At 72.3% G+C, this 16,923-nt stretch carries 14 protein-coding genes and 1 pseudogene; 12 read left to right on the top strand and 3 right to left on the bottom strand.

Features of this window, described 5'->3' with window-relative positions; genetic code table 11:
- The first annotated feature begins 1 nt into the window (after nucleotide 1).
- The 6 genes and pseudogenes from nirB to ACWDAS_RS04145 all read left to right on the top strand — a co-directional run.
- Nucleotides 2–2,587 (top strand): nitrite reductase large subunit NirB, encoded by a 2,586-nt coding sequence (gene nirB / locus ACWDAS_RS04170; protein WP_450387254.1) that lies wholly within the window; start codon nucleotides 2–4, stop codon nucleotides 2,585–2,587.
- The gene (gene nirD / locus ACWDAS_RS04165; RefSeq protein ID WP_450387252.1) at nucleotides 2,584–2,916 is read left to right on the top strand and encodes a nitrite reductase small subunit NirD; all 333 of its coding nucleotides are present in this window, start codon (nucleotides 2,584–2,586) and stop codon (nucleotides 2,914–2,916) included. The genes nirB and nirD overlap by 4 nt, the downstream gene beginning before the upstream one ends.
- A gap of 28 nt (nucleotides 2,917–2,944) precedes the next feature.
- Nucleotides 2,945–3,592 carry a PhzF family phenazine biosynthesis protein gene (locus ACWDAS_RS04160; protein ID WP_450387250.1) on the top strand — a complete coding sequence of 216 codons (648 nt, stop codon included), beginning with the start codon at nucleotides 2,945–2,947 and terminating at the stop codon, nucleotides 3,590–3,592.
- A gap of 170 nt (nucleotides 3,593–3,762) precedes the next feature.
- Entirely contained in the window at nucleotides 3,763–3,960 is a 198-nt protein-coding gene (locus tag ACWDAS_RS04155; RefSeq protein ID WP_450387248.1) for an antitoxin, read from the top strand.
- Nucleotides 3,961–4,017: 57 nt separating this feature from the next.
- Nucleotides 4,018–4,944, top strand: coding sequence for an oxidoreductase (locus tag ACWDAS_RS04150; RefSeq protein ID WP_450387246.1), 927 nt, complete (start codon nucleotides 4,018–4,020; stop codon nucleotides 4,942–4,944).
- Nucleotides 4,945–5,127: 183 nt separating this feature from the next.
- A pseudogene (locus ACWDAS_RS04145) lies at nucleotides 5,128–5,603 on the top strand (alkaline phosphatase PhoX); the annotation flags it as partial.
- A 143-nt stretch (nucleotides 5,604–5,746) separates the two neighbouring features.
- On the opposite strand, the gene ppdK reads toward ACWDAS_RS04145, so the two are convergent.
- Both ppdK and dusB read right to left on the bottom strand, forming a co-directional pair.
- Nucleotides 5,747–8,443 carry a pyruvate, phosphate dikinase gene (gene ppdK / locus ACWDAS_RS04140; protein WP_450387291.1) on the bottom strand — a complete coding sequence of 899 codons (2,697 nt, stop codon included), beginning with the start codon at nucleotides 8,441–8,443 and terminating at the stop codon, nucleotides 5,747–5,749.
- Between the two features lie 417 nt (nucleotides 8,444–8,860).
- Entirely contained in the window at nucleotides 8,861–10,009 is a 1,149-nt protein-coding gene (gene dusB, locus ACWDAS_RS04135; RefSeq protein WP_450387244.1) for a tRNA dihydrouridine synthase DusB, read from the bottom strand.
- A 124-nt stretch (nucleotides 10,010–10,133) separates the two neighbouring features.
- Between dusB and ACWDAS_RS04130 the strand changes: the two genes are divergently transcribed.
- From ACWDAS_RS04130 to ACWDAS_RS04120, 3 genes are read left to right on the top strand one after another with little or no spacing between them, the layout of a single operon-like run.
- Nucleotides 10,134–11,546: an MFS transporter gene (locus ACWDAS_RS04130; RefSeq protein ID WP_450387242.1), complete on the top strand. Its 1,413-nt coding sequence runs from the start codon at nucleotides 10,134–10,136 to the stop codon at nucleotides 11,544–11,546.
- A complete protein-coding gene (locus ACWDAS_RS04125; protein ID WP_450387240.1) occupies nucleotides 11,543–12,013 on the top strand; it encodes a MarR family winged helix-turn-helix transcriptional regulator in 471 nt (156 codons plus the stop codon). The genes ACWDAS_RS04130 and ACWDAS_RS04125 overlap by 4 nt, the downstream gene beginning before the upstream one ends.
- A gap of 43 nt (nucleotides 12,014–12,056) precedes the next feature.
- Nucleotides 12,057–12,647, top strand: a complete 591-nt coding sequence (locus ACWDAS_RS04120; protein WP_450387237.1) for an NADAR family protein — start codon at nucleotides 12,057–12,059, stop codon at nucleotides 12,645–12,647.
- Here ACWDAS_RS04120 and ACWDAS_RS04115 read toward each other — a convergent pair.
- Nucleotides 12,628–13,494 (bottom strand): helix-turn-helix transcriptional regulator, encoded by an 867-nt coding sequence (locus ACWDAS_RS04115; RefSeq protein WP_450387235.1) that lies wholly within the window; start codon nucleotides 13,492–13,494, stop codon nucleotides 12,628–12,630. The two genes, ACWDAS_RS04120 and ACWDAS_RS04115, sit on opposite strands and share 20 nt — an antisense overlap.
- Before the next feature lie 224 nt (nucleotides 13,495–13,718).
- On the opposite strand from ACWDAS_RS04115, the gene ACWDAS_RS04110 reads away from it, so the two are divergent.
- From ACWDAS_RS04110 to ACWDAS_RS04100, 3 genes are all read left to right on the top strand, one after another.
- Nucleotides 13,719–15,128: an MFS transporter gene (locus tag ACWDAS_RS04110; protein WP_450387290.1), complete on the top strand. Its 1,410-nt coding sequence runs from the start codon at nucleotides 13,719–13,721 to the stop codon at nucleotides 15,126–15,128.
- A 137-nt stretch (nucleotides 15,129–15,265) separates the two neighbouring features.
- Complete coding sequence (locus ACWDAS_RS04105; RefSeq protein ID WP_450387234.1) at nucleotides 15,266–16,276, top strand: aldo/keto reductase; 1,011 nt, start codon at nucleotides 15,266–15,268, stop codon at nucleotides 16,274–16,276.
- 33 nt (nucleotides 16,277–16,309) lie between these two features.
- Nucleotides 16,310–16,894, top strand: a complete 585-nt coding sequence (locus tag ACWDAS_RS04100; protein ID WP_450387232.1) for a TetR family transcriptional regulator — start codon at nucleotides 16,310–16,312, stop codon at nucleotides 16,892–16,894.
- Nucleotides 16,895–16,923 lie beyond the last annotated feature (29 nt).

Here is a 16,923-nt window from a genome sequence, read left to right as displayed (position 1 = left end):
TATGACCACGCCCACCATCGTGCTCGTCGGCCACGGGATGGTCGGACAGCGGTTCCTTGAGGCGCTGGCCGACCGGGGCCTGACCTCCCGCGCCCGGGTGGTGGTGTTCTGCGAGGAGCCCCGTCCGGCGTACGACCGCGTCCACCTCACCTCGTACTTCGCGGGCACCAGCCCCGAGGGGCTGTCCCTGGTGGAGGCCGGCTTCATGGCCGAGCACGGCATCGAGCTCCACCTGGGCGATCCGGCGGTCGCCGTGGACCGGCAGGCCCGGACGGTCACGGCCCGCTCGGGTCTGACGGTCGGCTACGACACGCTGGTGCTGGCCACCGGCTCGTACCCCTTCGTGCCGCCGGTCCCCGGCAAGGACGCGACGGGGTGCTTCGTCTACCGCACGATCGAGGACCTGCTGGCGATCGAGGAGTACGCGATGACCTCGCGCACCGGCGCGGTGGTCGGCGGCGGGCTCCTCGGCCTGGAGGCGGCGGGCGCGCTCAAGGGGCTCGGACTGGACACGCACGTCGTGGAGTTCGCGCCGCGCCTGATGCCGGTGCAGGTCGACGAGGGCGGCGGCGAGGCGCTGCGGCGCACCATCGAGGACATGGGCGTGGCCGTCCACACGGGGGTGGGCACGCGGGAGGTCCTCATGGCCGGGGACGGCTCGGTCACGGCCATGGCCCTGTCGGACGGTTCGTCGCTCGACGTCGACCTGGTGGTCTTCTCGGCGGGCGTACGGCCCCGGGACCAGCTGGCCCGCGAGTGCGGGCTGCCGGTCGGCGAGCGCGGCGGCGTCGTCGTCGACGCGGCCTGCCGCACCGATGACCCGCACGTCTACGCGATCGGCGAGTGCGCGCTGGCCGCCGACGGCCGGGTCTACGGCCTGGTGGCGCCGGGCTACGACATGGCGGAGACCGCCGCGAAGGCGATCGCGGGCGAGGCGGGCTCCTTCACCGGCGCCGACACCTCCACCAAGCTCAAGCTGCTCGGTGTCGACGTGGCCTCCTTCGGCGACGCGCACGGCGCGACCGCGGGCTGCCTGGACGTCGTCTACTCCGACTCCCGCTCCGGCGTCTACAAGAAGCTGGTCGTCTCGCCCGAGGGCGTGCTGCTGGGCGGCATCCTGGTCGGGGACGCCGAGCAGTACGGCATGCTGCGCCCGCTGACGGGCTCGGTGCCGCCGGTCTCCCCCGAGCAGCTGGTGCTCCCGGCGGGCGCCGGGGCGCCCGTGGCGCTCGGCCCGTCGGCGCTGCCGGACGAGGCGGTGATCTGCTCCTGCCACAACGTCGCCAAGGGCACCATCCGCGGCGCGGTCACGGAGCACGGCTGCACCACGGTCCCCGAGGTGAAGAAGTGCACCAAGGCCGGCACCGGCTGCGGCAGTTGCGTGAAGGTGCTGGGCCAGTTGGTCACCGCGGAGCTGGAGGCCTCGGGCGTCGAGGTCGACAAGGGCCTGTGCGGCTGCTTCGGCCACACCCGCCAGGAGCTGTACGAGATCGTGCGGGCCCTGCGGATCACCACCTTCCGCGAGCTGATCGACCACCACGGCCGGGACGGCGCACGCGGTGGCGACGGCTGCGAGGTCTGCAAGCCGGCCGTCGGCTCGATCATCGCCTCGCTCGCCCCGACGATCGGCGCGTCGGGCTACGTCCTGGACGGCGAGCAGGCCGCGCTGCAGGACACCAACGACCACTTCCTGGCCAACCTGCAGAGAAACGGGTCGTACTCGATCGTGCCGCGCATCCCGGGCGGTGAGATCACCCCCGAGAAGCTGATCGTCATCGGCGAGGTGGCGCGCGACTTCGGCCTCTACACCAAGATCACCGGCGGTCAGCGGATCGACCTCTTCGGCGCCCGGGTCGAGCAGCTGCCGATGATCTGGGCCCGGCTGGTCGACGCCGGCTTCGAGTCCGGCCACGCGTACGGCAAAGCGCTGCGCACCGTGAAGTCCTGCGTGGGGCAAACCTGGTGCCGCTACGGCGTGCAGGACAGCGTGCGCATGGCCATCGACCTGGAGCTGCGCTACCGGGGCCTGCGCTCCCCGCACAAGCTCAAGTCCGCCGTCTCCGGCTGCCAGCGCGAGTGCGCGGAGGCGCAGAGCAAGGACTTCGGCGTCATCGCCACCGCGAACGGCTGGAACCTCTACGTCGGCGGCAACGGCGGCGCCACCCCGCGCCACGCGGACCTGCTCGCCCAGGACCTGAGCGACGCGGAGCTGGTCCGGCTCATCGACCGCTTCCTGATGTTCTACATCCGCACCGCCGACCGCCTGGAGCGCACCGCCGGCTGGCTGGAGCGGATCGAGGGCGGGCTCGACCACGTGCGGGACGTCGTCGTCCACGACTCGCTGGGCATCTGCGGGGAGCTGGAGCGGCTGATGGCCGACCACGTCGCCAACTACCGCGACGAATGGGCCGAGACCCTGGGCGACCCGGAGAAGCTGCGGCGCTTTGTCTCCTTCGTCAACGCGCCGGGCGTGCCGGACCCGTCGGTCGGGTTCGTCCCCGAGCGGGACCAGGTCAAGCCCGACCTCGGCCTCCTCGCCGGCCCGGTGCTCACCGTCCGCACCCTCGAAGGGAGCACCACCGCATGACCGTCGAAGTCCTCCTCCCCGGCACCGCCGACTGGTTCGCCGTCTGCGAGCACGAGGTCCTCACCCCCGGCCGCGGCGTCGCCGCCCTCCTCCCCGGCGGCCGCCAGGCCGCCCTCTTCACCGACCGGCACGGCCGCCTCTACGCCATCGACAACCGCGACCCCTTCACCGGCGCCTACGTCCTGTCCCGCGGCCTGCTCGGCTCGACCGCCGAGGGCCGGGCCTTCGTCGCCTCCCCGCTGCTCAAGCAGCGCTTCGACCTGGAGAACGGCCGCTGCCTCGACGACGAGGCGGTCTCGGTGCCGGCCTTCGCGGTCCGGACGCGATGACCCGCGCGGCGCCTGCTTGAATCGACGCATGGTCGATCTTCAGGTGCTGCGGGTGTTCATCGGTCCCGACGGGCGGGGCGGGAATCTGCTCGGCGTCGTACGGGACGGGGAGTCCGTGCCCGGGGCGCAGGCGCGGCAGCGGCTGGCCGCGGAGCTCGGGTACAGCGAGACCGTGTTCGTGGACGACGCCGAGCGCGGAGTCGTGGACATCTGGACGCCGAGTGTGCGGCTGCCGTTCGCGGGCCATCCCACGGTGGGCACGGCGTGGCTGCTGGGGGCCGGGGTGCTCCGGCCGCCCGCCGGCGAGGTGAAGGCGTGGGCGGAGAACGAGTTCACATGGGTGCGCGGGCGCGCCGCGTGGGCGTCGGGACGCCGTACACAGCGGTACGGCTCTCCCGCGGAGGTGGACGCGCTGCCGGCGCCGCCGCCCGGGGAGGGCTGGCTGTACGCCTGGGCCTGGGCGGACGAGGCCGCCGGACGGGTGCGGGCCCGGGCCTTCCCGCGGCGGGGCGACGGCATCGTGGAGGACGAGGCGACGGGGGCGGCCGCCCTGGTGCTCACCGGTGAGCTGGGGCGGCCGCTGGACGTCCGTCAGGGCGTGGGATCGCAGATCCTGACCCGGGTGCATCCGGACGGCTCCGTCGACATCGGCGGCCGGGTGGCCTTCGCCGGCTGAGCGGTGGCACGGGCCGCGCCGTTTGACCGTACGGCCGCAGCCGTGGCCGCCGCCCACGGCGGCCGCACACCGTCTGACCTGCCAAGTCACACCCACTCGGGCTCCGGATGCGGATCTTCGTCGGGGCGGTGATGCTGAGAGAAGTGCCACTCACGGCGAGGAGGACAGCGATGTCCATGTTCGACAAGATCAAGGCCAAGCTGAAGGGCCACGAGAGCCAGACCCAGAAGGGCATCGACAAGGGCGGCGACACGCTGGACGACAAGACCGGCGGGAAGTACCAGCGCCAGGTCGACACCGCCCAGGAGAAGCTGGGCGACGAGTTCGGTTCGGGCAGCACCGGCGAGGACCGTCCCCCGCACTCCTGACGCCGAAGGGCCGCCGCGTGCCCGCCAGGGCGGCGCGGCGGCCCTACGCTGGCCCGCATGGCTTGGACCGCGAACGACATCCCCGACCAGAGCGGCCGCACCGCCGTCGTCACCGGCGCGAACAGCGGCCTCGGCTACTGCACCGCCCGCGAGCTGGCCCGCAGGGGCGCACGTGTGCTGCTGGCCTGCCGCAGCGAGACGCGCGGCAAGGAGGCCGTCGAGCGCCTGAAGGCCGAAGTGCCCAGTGCCCGCGCCGGCTACCGCCACCTCGATCTCGGCGACCTCTCCTCCGTGCGCGCCTTCGCCGCCGGGTACGACGACACCGGTCTCGACCTGCTGGTCAACAACGCGGGCGTGATGGCCCTGCCGTACGGCACCACCGCCGACGGCTTCGAGACCCAGATGGGCGTCAACCACCTCGGCCACTTCGCCCTCACCGGGCTGCTGCTGCCGCGCCTGCTGACCACCCCGGGCGCCCGCGTCGTCACCGTCTCCAGCGGCATGCACGCCGTCGCCAACATCGACCCCGGCGACCTCAACAGCGAACGCCGCTACCGCCGCTGGATCGCCTACGGCCGTTCCAAGAGCGCCAATCTGCTCTTCGTCCACGAGCTGTCCCGGCGGCTGGCCGCCGCGGGCGCCGACACCGTCGCCGCGGCGGCGCACCCCGGCTACGCGGACACCAATCTGCAGACCCGCGCCGCGCGCATGGAGAACCGGCGGCTCACCGAACGCCTGATGAACCTCGGCAACCGCGCCATCGCCCAGTCCGCCGACGCCGGCGCGCTCCCGCTGCTCTACGCCGCCACGGCGCCCGGTGTCCTCCCCGACTCCTTCACCGGCCCCCGCTTCCAGGGCTGGCGCGGCTCGCCGGCCCCCTCCTGGCGCGCCTCGTGGACCCGCGACGACCGCGCGGGCGAGCTGCTGTGGGCGGCCTCCGAACAGCTGACGGGCGTCCGGTACGAGCTGCCGGCGGCCCCGTGAGGCAGCCGCCCTCCGCCGCCGCGCCGCCCCGGGGCGTCTACCGGGCCGGCGAATGCGACAGACCGCGGCGGGTGGTTCACGCTGTGCCGCCGACGGCGTCGGGGCACGCACCCCGGCCTTCCGGTGCGCGACCCGTCCGCGGCGATGGGTCCGGGCGGCCACCCCGTCGTCCCTGGAGTGGTCGTGGAACGTCGGACCTTCCTGCGCGGAACGGTGCCCGGCACCTCGGCGGCCGCCTTCGGCGGCACCCTCATGCGCGCAGCGGCCTGTGCCGCGCCGCCCAGCCGGGCGCCGGCCCCTACGGCGCGCTGCCGAGCGGCCGACGCCAACGGCATTGCGCTGCCGAGCGGTTTCACCAGCCGTGTCATCGCCCGCTCCGGCCAACCGTCGCGGGCACGTCGTACACCTGGCACAACGCGACCGACGGCGGCGCGTGCTTCGCCGACGGCGCCGGGTGGATCCACGTCTCCGGGTCGGAGATCGAACCGGGCGGCGGGGCGAGCGCGGTCAGGTTCGGCTCCTCCGGTGACATCACCGCTGCCTACCGGATCCTCTCCGGCACCCGGCAGAACTGCGCCGGCGGCAGGACACCGTGGACCACCTGGCTGTCGTGCGAGGAAGTCAGCCGCGGCCACGTCCACGGGACCCACCCCCGGGGCAGCTCGTCGGGCGGCATCAGCTACGAGGTGCGCGGCCCGTTCAGGCCGTAGCCCGGTCGCGGCCGGACGAGGAAGCGGGGGCGGCACCTTCGCACAAAGGTGCCGCCCCCGGTGAGGGTTGGAGATGGTCTTCAGGGCCGGGGTTACCGGCTGTCGCTGCCCTTGCTCTGCGCTGCGGCCCGGCCCGCCTCCAGGCGGGCGACGGGGATGCGGAACGGGGAGCAGGAGACGTAGTCCAGGCCCACCTCGTGGAAGAAGTGGACGGACTCGGGGTCACCGCCGTGCTCGCCGCAGACGCCGAGCTTGAGGTCGGGCCGGGTGGCACGGCCGGCCGCGGCGGCGGAGCGGACGAGGGAGCCGACGCCGTCCTTGTCGATGGTCTCGAACGGGGAGACGCCGAAGATGCCCTTCTCCAGGTAGGCGGTGAAGAAGCTGGCCTCGACGTCGTCGCGGCTGAAGCCCCAGACCGTCTGGGTGAGGTCGTTGGTGCCGAAGGAGAAGAACTCGGCGGCCTCCGCGATCTGACCGGCGGTCAGGGCGGCGCGCGGCAGCTCGATCATCGTGCCGAGGGTGAGCCGGAGCTCGGTGCCGGTGGCGGCCTCGACCTCGGCGATGACGGCCTCGGCCTCCTCGCGGACGATCTCCAGCTCCTGGACGGTGCCCACCAGCGGGATCATGATCTCGGCGCGCGGGTCGCCCTTGGCGTCCTTGCGCTCCGCGGCGGCCTCCGCGATCGCCCGTACCTGCATGGCGAACAGACCCGGGATGACCAGGCCGAGGCGGACACCGCGCAGGCCGAGCATCGGGTTCTGCTCATGGAGCTTGTGGACGGCCTGGAGCAGGCGCAGGTCGTTCTCGTTGGCGTCCTTGCGGGACTCGGCGAGCGCGACCCGGACCGACAGTTCGGTGATGTCGGGCAGGAACTCGTGCAGCGGCGGGTCCAGCAGGCGCACGGTCACCGGCAGCCCGTCCATCGCCTCGAAGAGCTCGATGAAGTCGGACCTCTGCAGCGGCAGCAGCGCGGAGAGGGCCTTGTCGCGCTCGGAGTCGGTGTCGGCGAGGATCAGCCGTTCGACCAGCTCGCGGCGCTCGCCGAGGAACATGTGCTCGGTGCGGCACAGGCCGATGCCCTGGGCGCCGAAGCGGCGGGCGCGGGAGGCGTCCTCGGCGTTGTCGGCGTTGGCGCGCACCCGCAGGCGGCGGACGCGGTCCGCGTACGCCATGATCCGGTGCACCGCACGCACCAGCTCGTCGGCGTCGTCGGCGCCCGCGTGCATGCGGCCCTCGAAGTACTCCACGACCGGGGACGGGACGACCGGCACCTTGCCCAGGTAGACCTTGCCGGAGGAGCCGTCGATGGAGATGACGTCGCCCTCCTCGACGACGATCCCGCCGGGCGCGGTCATCCGGCGCCGCTTGGTGTCGACCTCGAGCTCCTCGGCGCCGCAGACACAGGTCTTGCCCATGCCGCGGGCGACGACGGCCGCGTGCGAGGTCTTGCCGCCGCGCGAGGTGAGGATGCCCTCGGCGGCGATCATGCCGTTGAGGTCGTCGGGGTTGGTCTCACGGCGGATGAGGATGACCTTCTCGCCGGAGCGCGACCACTTGACGGCGGTGTACGAGTCGAAGACGGCCTTGCCGACCGCCGCGCCCGGCGAGGCGGCGATGCCCCAGCCGATCCGCTCGGCCTTCGCCTTCTCGTCGAAGCGGGGGAACATCAGCTGCGCCAGCTGGGCGCCGTTGACCCGCTGCAGCGCCTCGGCCTCGTCGATCAGGCCCTGGTCGACCAGCTGGGTGGCGATGCGGAAGGCGGCGGCCGCGGTGCGCTTGCCGACGCGGGTCTGCAGCATCCACAGCTTGCCGCGCTCGATGGTGAACTCGATGTCGCACAGGTCCTTGTAGTGCGTCTCGAGGGTCTCCATGATCTGCATCAGCTGGTCGTAGGACGCCTTGTCCAACTGCTCCAGCTCGGCGAGCGGCACGGTGTTGCGGATGCCCGCCACGACGTCCTCGCCCTGCGCGTTGCTCAGGTAGTCGCCGTACACGCCCTGGTGGCCGGTGGCCGGGTCGCGGGTGAAGGCGACGCCGGTGCCGGAGTCGGAGCCGAGGTTGCCGAAGACCATCGAGCAGACGTTGACGGCGGTGCCGAGGTCGCCGGGGATGCGCTCCTGGCGACGGTAGAGCTTGGCGCGCTCGCCGTTCCAGGAGTCGAAGACCGCCCGGACGGCCAGGTCCATCTGCTCACGCGGCTCCTGCGGGAAGTCCCGTCCGGTCTCCTTGGCGACGACGGCCTTGAACTGCTCGACCAGGCCCTGCAGGTCGGCCGCGTCCAGGTCGAGGTCGTTGTGGGTGCCCTTGGCCCGCTTGGCCTCCTCCAGCGCCTCCTCGAAGAGCTCGCCGTCGACGCCCAGCACGGTCTTGCCGAACATCTGGATGAGGCGCCGGTAGGAGTCCCACGCGAAGCGCTCGTTGCCGGCCTGCGCGGCCAGGCCGGTGACCGACGCGTCGGACAGGCCGATGTTGAGGACGGTGTCCATCATGCCCGGCATGCTGAACTTCGCCCCGGAGCGGACCGACACCAGCAGCGGGTCGTCCGCCTGCCCGAGCTTCTTGCCCATCTTCTGCTCGAGCGCTTCGAGGTGCGCACTCACCTCGTCGCGCAGCGCCGCGGGTTCGGCGCCGGACTCCAGGTAGACCTTGCACGCCTCGGTGGTGATCGTGAAGCCCGGAGGGACGGGCAGACCGAGGTTGGTCATCTCGGCAAGGTTCGCTCCCTTGCCGCCGAGCAGGTCCTTGAGGTCCTTGTTGCCCTCAGTGAAGTCGTAGACGAACTTCTGGATTACTTGTTCTTCCGACACGGGACTCGCTCCTCGCGGCCGGGATGCCCTGACGGCGGGGAGCGTACCCATCTCGAAGGCGCCGCAGTACGTCAATCACCAGGTCACACGGTCGTAACCACCCATCCGCCGAGAGATCGAAAGCGCTGACGTCCCTCCGGGTGAACACTGGATGCGTTCAATCGTCGAACACATGCTCTCGCCACGTGATCGCCCCACTCGGAATCGACTACTCCACGTGAGGATGACTTGATCAGGTGACCACGACAACGATGGCACCCAGTGCCACTCATTGGAGAGGTGTCATGACACTCTCGCCGCTCATCTGAGCGACGCCCCTATCAGGCGTGGCGAGAATCACTCGTCCTCACGGCTCCCCGTCTTACGGTGCGGACGTCCGCGTGGACCGGGGAAACGTCCTCAGCCGCCCGAAGTGTCCAGCTCGGCATCGGCGCCGACGACCACCGAGCAGTCGTAGGGGTCCTTCAGCCAGCCGTCCGGGAGCACCACGCGCTTGGTCCCGGCCGTCCGGCCGCGCGGCCCCTCGGCGCCATCCGGCCAATTCTGGTCCAGGTCGAGATCGGCGAGGTGGGCGTCGAGTTCGGCGAGGGAGGACGTCATCGCCAGCTTGCGGCGCATCTCGGAGCCGACCGAGAAGCCCTTGGTGTACCAGGCGACGTGCTTGCGGAAGTCGATGACGCCGCGCTCCTCGTCGCCCAGCCACTGTCCCAGCAGCTCGGCGTGGCGGCGCATCACCCCCGCGACCTCGCGCAGCGTCGGGGCGGCCGGGGCGCCGCCGCCCTCGAAGGCGGCCACGAGGTCGCCGAAGAGCCAGGGCCGGCCGAGGCAGCCGCGGCCGACGACGACGCCGTCGCAGCCGGTCTCCCGCATCATGCGGACCGCGTCCTCGGCGCTCCAGATGTCGCCGTTGCCCAGCACCGGGATCTCCGGGACGTGCTCCTTGAGGCGGGCGATCGCCTCCCAGTCGGCCGTGCCGCCGTAGTGCTGGGAGGCGGTCCTGCCGTGCAGCGCGACGGCCGTGACACCCTCCTCGACGGCGATCCGGCCGGCGTCCAGGTAGGTGAGGTGGTCGTCGTCGATGCCCTTGCGCATCTTGATGGTGACCGGCAGGTCGCCGGCGTTGCCGACCGCCTCGCGCAGGATCGAGCGGAGCAGGTTGCGCTTGTACGGCAGGGCCGAGCCGCCGCCCCGGCGGGTCACCTTGGGGACGGGGCAGCCGAAGTTCAGGTCGATGTGGTCGGCCAGGTCCTCGTCGACGATCATCCGGACCGCCTTGCCGACGGTGACCGGGTCGACCCCGTACAGCTGGATCGAGCGCGGCTTCTCGCTGCCGTCGAAGTGGATCAGCTGCATCGTCTTGTCGTTGCGCTCGACGAGGGCCCGGGTGGTGATCATCTCGGAGACGAAGAGCCCCTTGCCGCCGGAGAACTCACGGCACAGCGTGCGGAACGGCGCGTTCGTGATCCCGGCCATCGGTGCCAGCACCACCGGCGGCCACACGGTGTGCGGGCCGATGCGGAGTGCGGGAGCGGTGGCGTCAGCAGTCATGCGGACCATTCTCCCGTATCGCCGGGGAGGCACTGGCTGTAACGTGAAATGGTTACACACGTACAATCAATCCACGGGCCCGGGTCATCGACCCGGGCCACCGCCACGGAGACAGGAACGGCCGATGCCCGAGCTGAGCCGGCGCAGACGTCTGCTGGTGCTGGCCATCTGCTGCATGAGCCTGCTGATCGTCAGCCTCGACAACACCATCCTGAACGTCGCGCTGCCCTCGATGCGCCGGGACCTGCACACCTCCATCTCCGGCCTGCAGTGGACCATCGACGCGTACACACTCGTGCTGGCCTCGCTGCTCATGCTCTCCGGCTCCACCGCCGACCGCATCGGCCGGCGCCGGATCTTCCGCACCGGTCTGGTGATCTTCACCGTGGCGTCCGGGCTGTGCAGCATCGCCCCCAGCCTGGAGTGGCTGGTGTTCTTCCGCATGCTGCAGGCGATCGGCGGCTCGATGCTCAACCCCGTCGCGATGTCGATCATCACCAACGTCTTCACCGACCCACGCGAGCGCGCGCGGGCGATCGGGGCGTGGGGCGGCGTCGTCGGCATCAGCATGGCGGCCGGGCCGATCATCGGCGGCGCGCTCGTGGAGTCGGTCGGCTGGCGCTCGGTCTTCTGGATCAACCTGCCCATCGGCCTGCTCGCCTTGGTGCTCACCGCGCGGTACGTCCCCGAGTCCCGCGCCCCCAGGCCGCGCCGGATCGACCCGGTGGGGCAGCTGCTCGTCATCGCGCTGCTCGGCTCGGTGACGTACGCGATCATCGAGGCCCCCGCGGCGGGCTGGGGCTCCCCGGTCATCGTCGGCTGCCTCGTCCTGGCGCTGTGCTCGGCGGTGGTCCTGATCGGCTACGAGCGGCGGCGCACGGAGCCGCTGATCGATCCGCGCTTCTTCCGCAGCGCGCCCTTCAGCGGGGCGACCGTGATAGCGGTGAGCGCCTTCGCGGCCCTCGCCGGCTTCCTCTTCCTCAACACCCTGTATCTGCAGGACCAGCGCGGCATGTCCGCCCTGGAGGCAGGCCTGCACCTGCTGCCGATGGCGGCCATGGCGCTGGTCTGCGCCCCGCTGTCCGGGCGGATCGTCGGCAGCCGCGGGCCCCGGCTGCCGTTGCTGCTGGCGGGTGCGGCCACCACCGCGAGCGGCGTGATGTTCGCCGCGCTGGACGCGACGTCCTCGGACGCCAAGCTGTTCACGGCGTACGTCCTGTTCGGCATCGGCTTCGGCTTCGTCAACGCGCCGATCACCAACACCGCCGTCTCCGGCATGCCGCGGAGCCAGGCCGGGGTCGCCGCAGCGGTCGCCTCGACCAGCCGGCAGGTCGGCCAGTCGCTGGGGGTCGCCGTCATCGGCGCCGCCCTCGCCGCCGGGCTCGGCCTCACCGCGTGGTGGATCATCACGGGCTGCGGTGTGGCGGTCCTGGTGCTGGGCTGGCTCACCTCGGGCCACTGGGCGGCGGGCACGGCCGAACGCGCCGCGGAACGGCTCACCGTGGACGCGGCCCGGGAGCCGGTGGGCGCACGATGAACGAAGGCACCGAGGCGGGCGAGGACAGGGCCACCCGGGTGTGGCGCGATCTGCGCACCCTCGTCCTGGAGCGCAACGAACGCCGCCGTGAGGTGGCCGACGCGCTCGGCATGAGCTTCTTCCGGGTCAAGGCGCTGCGCCGGATAGCGGTGGCCCCCGTGACCCCGGGCGACCTCGCCTCCGACCTCATGACGGACCGCCCGTACGTCACGCTGGTCGTCGACGACCTCGCCCGGCGGGGGCTCGTGGAGCGCACACCGCACCCGCGGGACCGGCGCCGCAAGCTGGTGACCGTCACGCCCGCCGGCGCCGCCGCGGCGGCGGAGGCCGACCGCATCCTGGGCACTCCCCCGCCGGGCCTGGTGGAGCTGGACGCCGCGGAGCTGGCGGTGCTGGACCGCGTCGTGGCGAAGCTGCTGGAGTCCTCGCCCGTGCCCCCCGGGCAGGCGCCGCCCGGGCACGCCTGAAATTCGCGGGCCGTTGTCGGACCCTGGCGCTACGGTCGGCGACATGACCGGAACGCAGATCACCGAGCCCCGCGACGCGCGTTCACGCGCGGCGCTGACACAGCTGACCGCGCGCGGCGTCCGGCCCAGGTATCTGTTCTTCTGGGGCCATCAGCCGCAGCGCGACGGCAGCGTCGGCGCGGGCTGCCTGAGCCAGTGGTGGCCCTCGGAGTTCACCGTCGACGGCATCGGCTACGCCACGGCGGAGCACTGGATGATGGCCGGCAAGGCCCGTCTCTTCGACGACGCGCAGACCCTCGCCAGGATCCTCGCCTCGCCGCACCCGCACGCCGCGAAGAAACTCGGGCGGCAGGTCCGCGGCTTCGACAACGAGACCTGGGAGCGACGGCGCGAGGAGCTGGTCGTGGCGGGCAATGTCGCCAAGTTCGGCCAGGATCCGGCGCTGCGCGGCTATCTGCTGGGCACGGGCTCGCGTGTGCTGGTGGAGGCCAGCCCGGTGGACCGCATATGGGGCATCGGCCTGGCCTCCGACGACGAGCGGGCCGCCGACCCGGCGCAGTGGCGCGGCCTGAATCTGCTGGGCTTCGCGCTCATGGAGACGCGGCGACGGCTCCTCACGCAGGCGCCGGCATAGCGCTCGGGGCGGAGGTGACGATCTCGTACAGCCGGTCCAGCCGCTCGCGGGTGACGTCGTCCGCCGGGATGTAGGTGACCAGCCGGGGGCCCTGGCCTGGGCCGAGCCACAGATGGGTGAAGTGGAAGGTCAGCAGGCCCACCTGGGGGTTGAGGAAGCGCTTGGTGCGGTTCTCCGGATCCTGCACCTCGTGGCGCTCCCACAGTTCCCGGAATTCGGGAGATGCCTGCTCCAGCCGCTTGACCAGTGCCTTCCAGGGCGACTCGGCCAGGTGCTCGGCCATCGCCGCGCGGTACTTGGCGACCAGCTGCCGGCTGGTCTCGTGCCAGTCGGGCAGCCCCTCGCGCCAGGCGGGATCGGTGAAGGCCAGCCACATGATGTTGCGGTCCTCGAAGGGCAGGGCGTCGAGGTCGTCGACCAGCCGCCCATAGGTGCGGTTGTGGGCGATGACGTCGGTGCGGCTGTTGAGGACGGCGGCGGGCAGCGGCTCCAGCTTCGTCAGCATCTCGCGGATCTGGTCGGACATCCCCGGGCACTGGGCGCGCGGGTTGGGGTCCGCCACCCCGGCGAGGAGGAAGACGTGGGTGCGCTCGTTCGGGTCGAGCATCAGGGCGCGGGCGATGGAGTCGGCCACCTGGGCGGAGATCTGGATCTCCCGGGCCTGCTCGAGCCACGTGTACCAGGTCACCCCGACCGCGGCCAGCTGGGCCACCTCCTCGCGGCGCAGCCCCGGGGTGCGCCGCCGGCGGCCGGGCGGGAGTCCGACCTGCTCGGGGGAGATCCGTTCACGGCGGCTGCGGAGGAAGGAGGCGAGCTCGCTCCGCGCGGCGGCGCTGGGAGACGTCATATATCCAGAGTGCCTGAGAGCTCAGACCATTGCCAGGTGGTCCCGATACCTGGATAAACGCTCTCTGGTACCCCCCTGAGAACAGGGCCATGGTGGCATACGTGACCGATCGCATCGAAGCCACCGTCTCCGCCGACCTGCGTTCCCGCGCCGAGGTCCGGCCCCGTGTCATCCGCGTCGGCGCCTGTGACGCGACGCGGGCCCCGAGCACCGCGCCACCGGCCGTGGAAACGCCGCCCGGCTCCGCCGCACCGCTGCTCAGCCCGCTGGGCCTGTTCACCGTGCTGCTGGGCGCCGCACTGCCGCTGATCGACTTCTTCATCGTCAATGTCGCCCTGCCCGCCATCGAGACCGATCTGCACGCCGGGGCCGCGCTGCTGGAGCTGGTGGTCGCCGGTTACGGCGTCGCGTACGCCGTGCTGCTGGTGCTCGGCGGCCGGCTCGGCGATTCCTTCGGGCGCCGCCGGCTCTTCCTCGCCGGCATGGCGGCGTTCGGCCTGACCTCGCTGGCCTGCGGCCTGGCGCCCGACGCGTGGGTGCTGGTGGGGGCCCGGGTCGCGCAGGGCGCGGCGGCCGCGCTGATGCTGCCGCAGGTGCTGGCCACCATCCACTCCGCCACCTCCGGCCACCGCCGGGCGAAGGCGCTGAGCCTGTACGGCGCGACCGCGGGCCTGTCCATGGTCGCGGGCCAGATCCTCGGCGGCGTCCTGGTCGCCGCGGACATCGCCGGGACCGGCTGGCGCGCGGTGTTCCTGGTGAACGTGCCGGTCGCCGCGGCCGGTCTGCTGCTCGCGGTGCGCTCGGTGCCGGAGACCCGTTCCGACCGGCCCGCGCCGGTCGACCGGCCGGGCACCTTCCTGCTGGCGGTGTCGCTGGTGACCCTGCTGGCGCCGCTGACCGAGGGCCGGGCGGCCGGGTGGCCTGTGTGGACCTGGGTGTCGCTGGCCGTCTTCCCGTTCGCGGCCCTGGCCTTCTTCCTGGTCGAGCGGCGGGCCGACCGGGCCGGGCGGATCCCGCTCGTGCCGCCGAGCCTGTTCGCGCTGACCGGCATGCGCCGCGCGCTGCCGCTGCTGGTGCCGTTCTCCATCGGCTTCGGCGGCTTCATGTTCGTGATCGCCGTCGCCCTGCAGCAAGGCCTGCGGTACGGGCCGGTGGAGGCGGGCGCCACGCTCGTGCCGATGGCGGTGGCGTTCTTCGTGGCCTCGCTGGCCGGACCGCGCCTGGTGGGCCGGTACGGCGGGCGGGTGGTCACCGCCGGCGGCGTCCTGCAGGCCCTGGGCATCGCGGTGCTGGCGCTGACCGTGGCCCGCGAGTGGGAGACCGGGATGACCGCCTGGGCCCTGCTGCCGGGTGTCGCGATCGCCGGCTTCGGCCAGGGGCTGCAGCTGCCGGTGCTGTTCCGGCTGGTGCTCGCGGATGTACCGGCCGAGCGGGCCGGCGTGGGCAGCGGGGTCATGATCACCACCCAGCAGTCGGCGCTGGCCCTGGGCGTGGCCACCCTCGGCACGCTCTTCCTCGCCCTGGCCCCGTCGCACGGGACGCGGGACGCACTGGTCGCGGTCCTGGTGGTACAGCTCGCGGCCGTGATCGGGACGGCGCTGCTCAGCCTGCGGCTGCCGCGGCACGTGGGCTGAGGAGGCGGGTTCCGGGTCGGTCGGAGTGCGTGAGTGAGTGACAGCCATGCGCTGACAGATATTGAAATCTGTCAGCGCATGTGTCATTGTCGCCGGTATCCCCACCTGACCTCCTGATCCGATCCAAGGAGTCCCCCATGCAGAACCGCACCCTCGGTTCCACCGGTCCCGCCGTCTCCGCACTCGGTCTCGGCGCCATGGGCATGTCCGCCCTCTACGGCGACGCCGACCGCACCGAGTCGATCGCCACGATCCACGCCGCCCTCGACGCGGGCGTCACGCTGATCGACACCGGCGACTTCTACGGCATGGGCCACAACGAGATGCTCATCGGCGAGGCGCTGCGCACGGCCGCCCCCGCCGACCGCGAGAAGGCCCTCGTCAGCGTCAAGTTCGGCGCCCTGCGCGGGCCCGGCGGCGAGTGGCTGGGCATCGACGGGCGCCCCCAGGCCGTCAGAAACTTCGCCTCGTACTCGCTGCAGCGCCTGGGCACCGACCACATCGACGTCTACCGGATCGCCCGGGTCGACCCGCAGGTCCCCGTCGAGGAGACCGTCGGCGCCATCGCGGAGCTCGTCCAGGCCGGCTACGTGCGCCACATCGGCCTGTCCGAGGTGGGCGCCGCCACCCTGCGCCGCGCGGCCGCCGTGGCCCCGATCACCGATCTGCAGATCGAGTACTCGCTGATCTCCCGCGGCATCGAGGAGGAGATCCTGCCCACCGCCCGTGAGCTGGGCATCGGCATCACGGCGTACGGCGTGCTGTCCCGCGGCCTGATCAGCGGGCACTTCACCCGCGACCGGCAGCTGGCAGGCAACGACTTCCGCGCGATGAGCCCCCGCTTCCAGGGCGAGAACCTGGAGCACAACCTCGGGCTGGTGGAGGCGCTGCGCAAGATCGCGGAGCAGAAGGGGGTCACCGTCGCCCAGACCGCCATCGCCTGGGTACTGGCCCGGGGCGAGGACATCGTCCCGCTGGTAGGCGCCCGCACCCGCGAGCGGCTGGCCGAGGCACTGGGCGCGCTGGACCTGCCCCTCGACGCGGCCGACCTGGCGGCGATCGAGACCGCGGTCCCGGCCGACGCGGCCGCGGGCGAGCGCTACCCGGAGTCGCAGATGGCGCACCTGGACAGTGAGCGGCGGCACTGACGGGCACCCGCCCGGCCCTGGGAGAATGACGCCATGCCACCCGAGACGCTGACCGCCGAACGCATCCTGGAGACCACGGAAGAGGTGCTGCGCCGTTACGGCCCGGCCAAGGCGACCGTGGTCGACGTGGCGCGCGCCCTCGGGGTCAGCCACGGCAGCGTCTACCGGCACTTCCGCACCAAGGCCGCGCTGCGGGAGGCGGTCACCCAGCGGTGGCTGGACCAGGCCCACACGGAGCTGACGGCGATAGCGCAGGACGGCGGCCGCCCGGGGCCGGAGCGGCTGCGCGCCTGGCTGGAGGCGTTGTTCGCGGCCAAACGGCGCAAGGCGGGCGGCGACCCCGAGCTGTTCGCCACGTACATGGCGCTCACCGTCGAGCACAGCTCGGTGGTCGCCCAGCACGTCGCCGTCATGGTCTCGCTCCTCGCGCGGATCGTCCGGGACGGCGTGGCCACCGGCGAGTTCGCCGCCGGCGACCCCGATGCCGCAGCGCAGGCGGTGTGGGACGCCACCGTCCGCTTCCACGACCCGGCGTACGCCGCCGAGTGGTTCGCCCCGGGCATCGACGCCGCGTTCTCCGCGGTCACCGACCTGATCCTGCGCGGCCTGAAGGCCTGAGCGCCCGACCCCGCGTACGCACGAAGGCG

The organism is Streptomyces sp. NPDC001070, from assembly GCF_053598835.1.
Note: the sequence above shows the minus strand (reverse complement) of the source record. Positions and strands in the feature narration are given on the sequence as shown.

Coding starts and splice junctions, on each gene's coding strand:
- nirB (WP_450387254.1), top strand. CDS start 2: ATGACCACGCCCACCATCGTGCTCGTCGGCCACGGGATGGTCGGACAG.
- nirD (WP_450387252.1), top strand. CDS start 2,584: ATGACCGTCGAAGTCCTCCTCCCCGGCACCGCCGACTGGTTCGCCGTC.
- ACWDAS_RS04160 (WP_450387250.1), top strand. CDS start 2,945: ATGGTCGATCTTCAGGTGCTGCGGGTGTTCATCGGTCCCGACGGGCGG.
- ACWDAS_RS04155 (WP_450387248.1), top strand. CDS start 3,763: ATGTCCATGTTCGACAAGATCAAGGCCAAGCTGAAGGGCCACGAGAGC.
- ACWDAS_RS04150 (WP_450387246.1), top strand. CDS start 4,018: ATGGCTTGGACCGCGAACGACATCCCCGACCAGAGCGGCCGCACCGCC.
- dusB (WP_450387244.1), bottom strand. CDS start 10,009: ATGACTGCTGACGCCACCGCTCCCGCACTCCGCATCGGCCCGCACACC.
- ACWDAS_RS04130 (WP_450387242.1), top strand. CDS start 10,134: ATGCCCGAGCTGAGCCGGCGCAGACGTCTGCTGGTGCTGGCCATCTGC.
- ACWDAS_RS04125 (WP_450387240.1), top strand. CDS start 11,543: ATGAACGAAGGCACCGAGGCGGGCGAGGACAGGGCCACCCGGGTGTGG.
- ACWDAS_RS04120 (WP_450387237.1), top strand. CDS start 12,057: ATGACCGGAACGCAGATCACCGAGCCCCGCGACGCGCGTTCACGCGCG.
- ACWDAS_RS04115 (WP_450387235.1), bottom strand. CDS start 13,494: ATGACGTCTCCCAGCGCCGCCGCGCGGAGCGAGCTCGCCTCCTTCCTC.
- ACWDAS_RS04105 (WP_450387234.1), top strand. CDS start 15,266: ATGCAGAACCGCACCCTCGGTTCCACCGGTCCCGCCGTCTCCGCACTC.
- ACWDAS_RS04100 (WP_450387232.1), top strand. CDS start 16,310: ATGCCACCCGAGACGCTGACCGCCGAACGCATCCTGGAGACCACGGAA.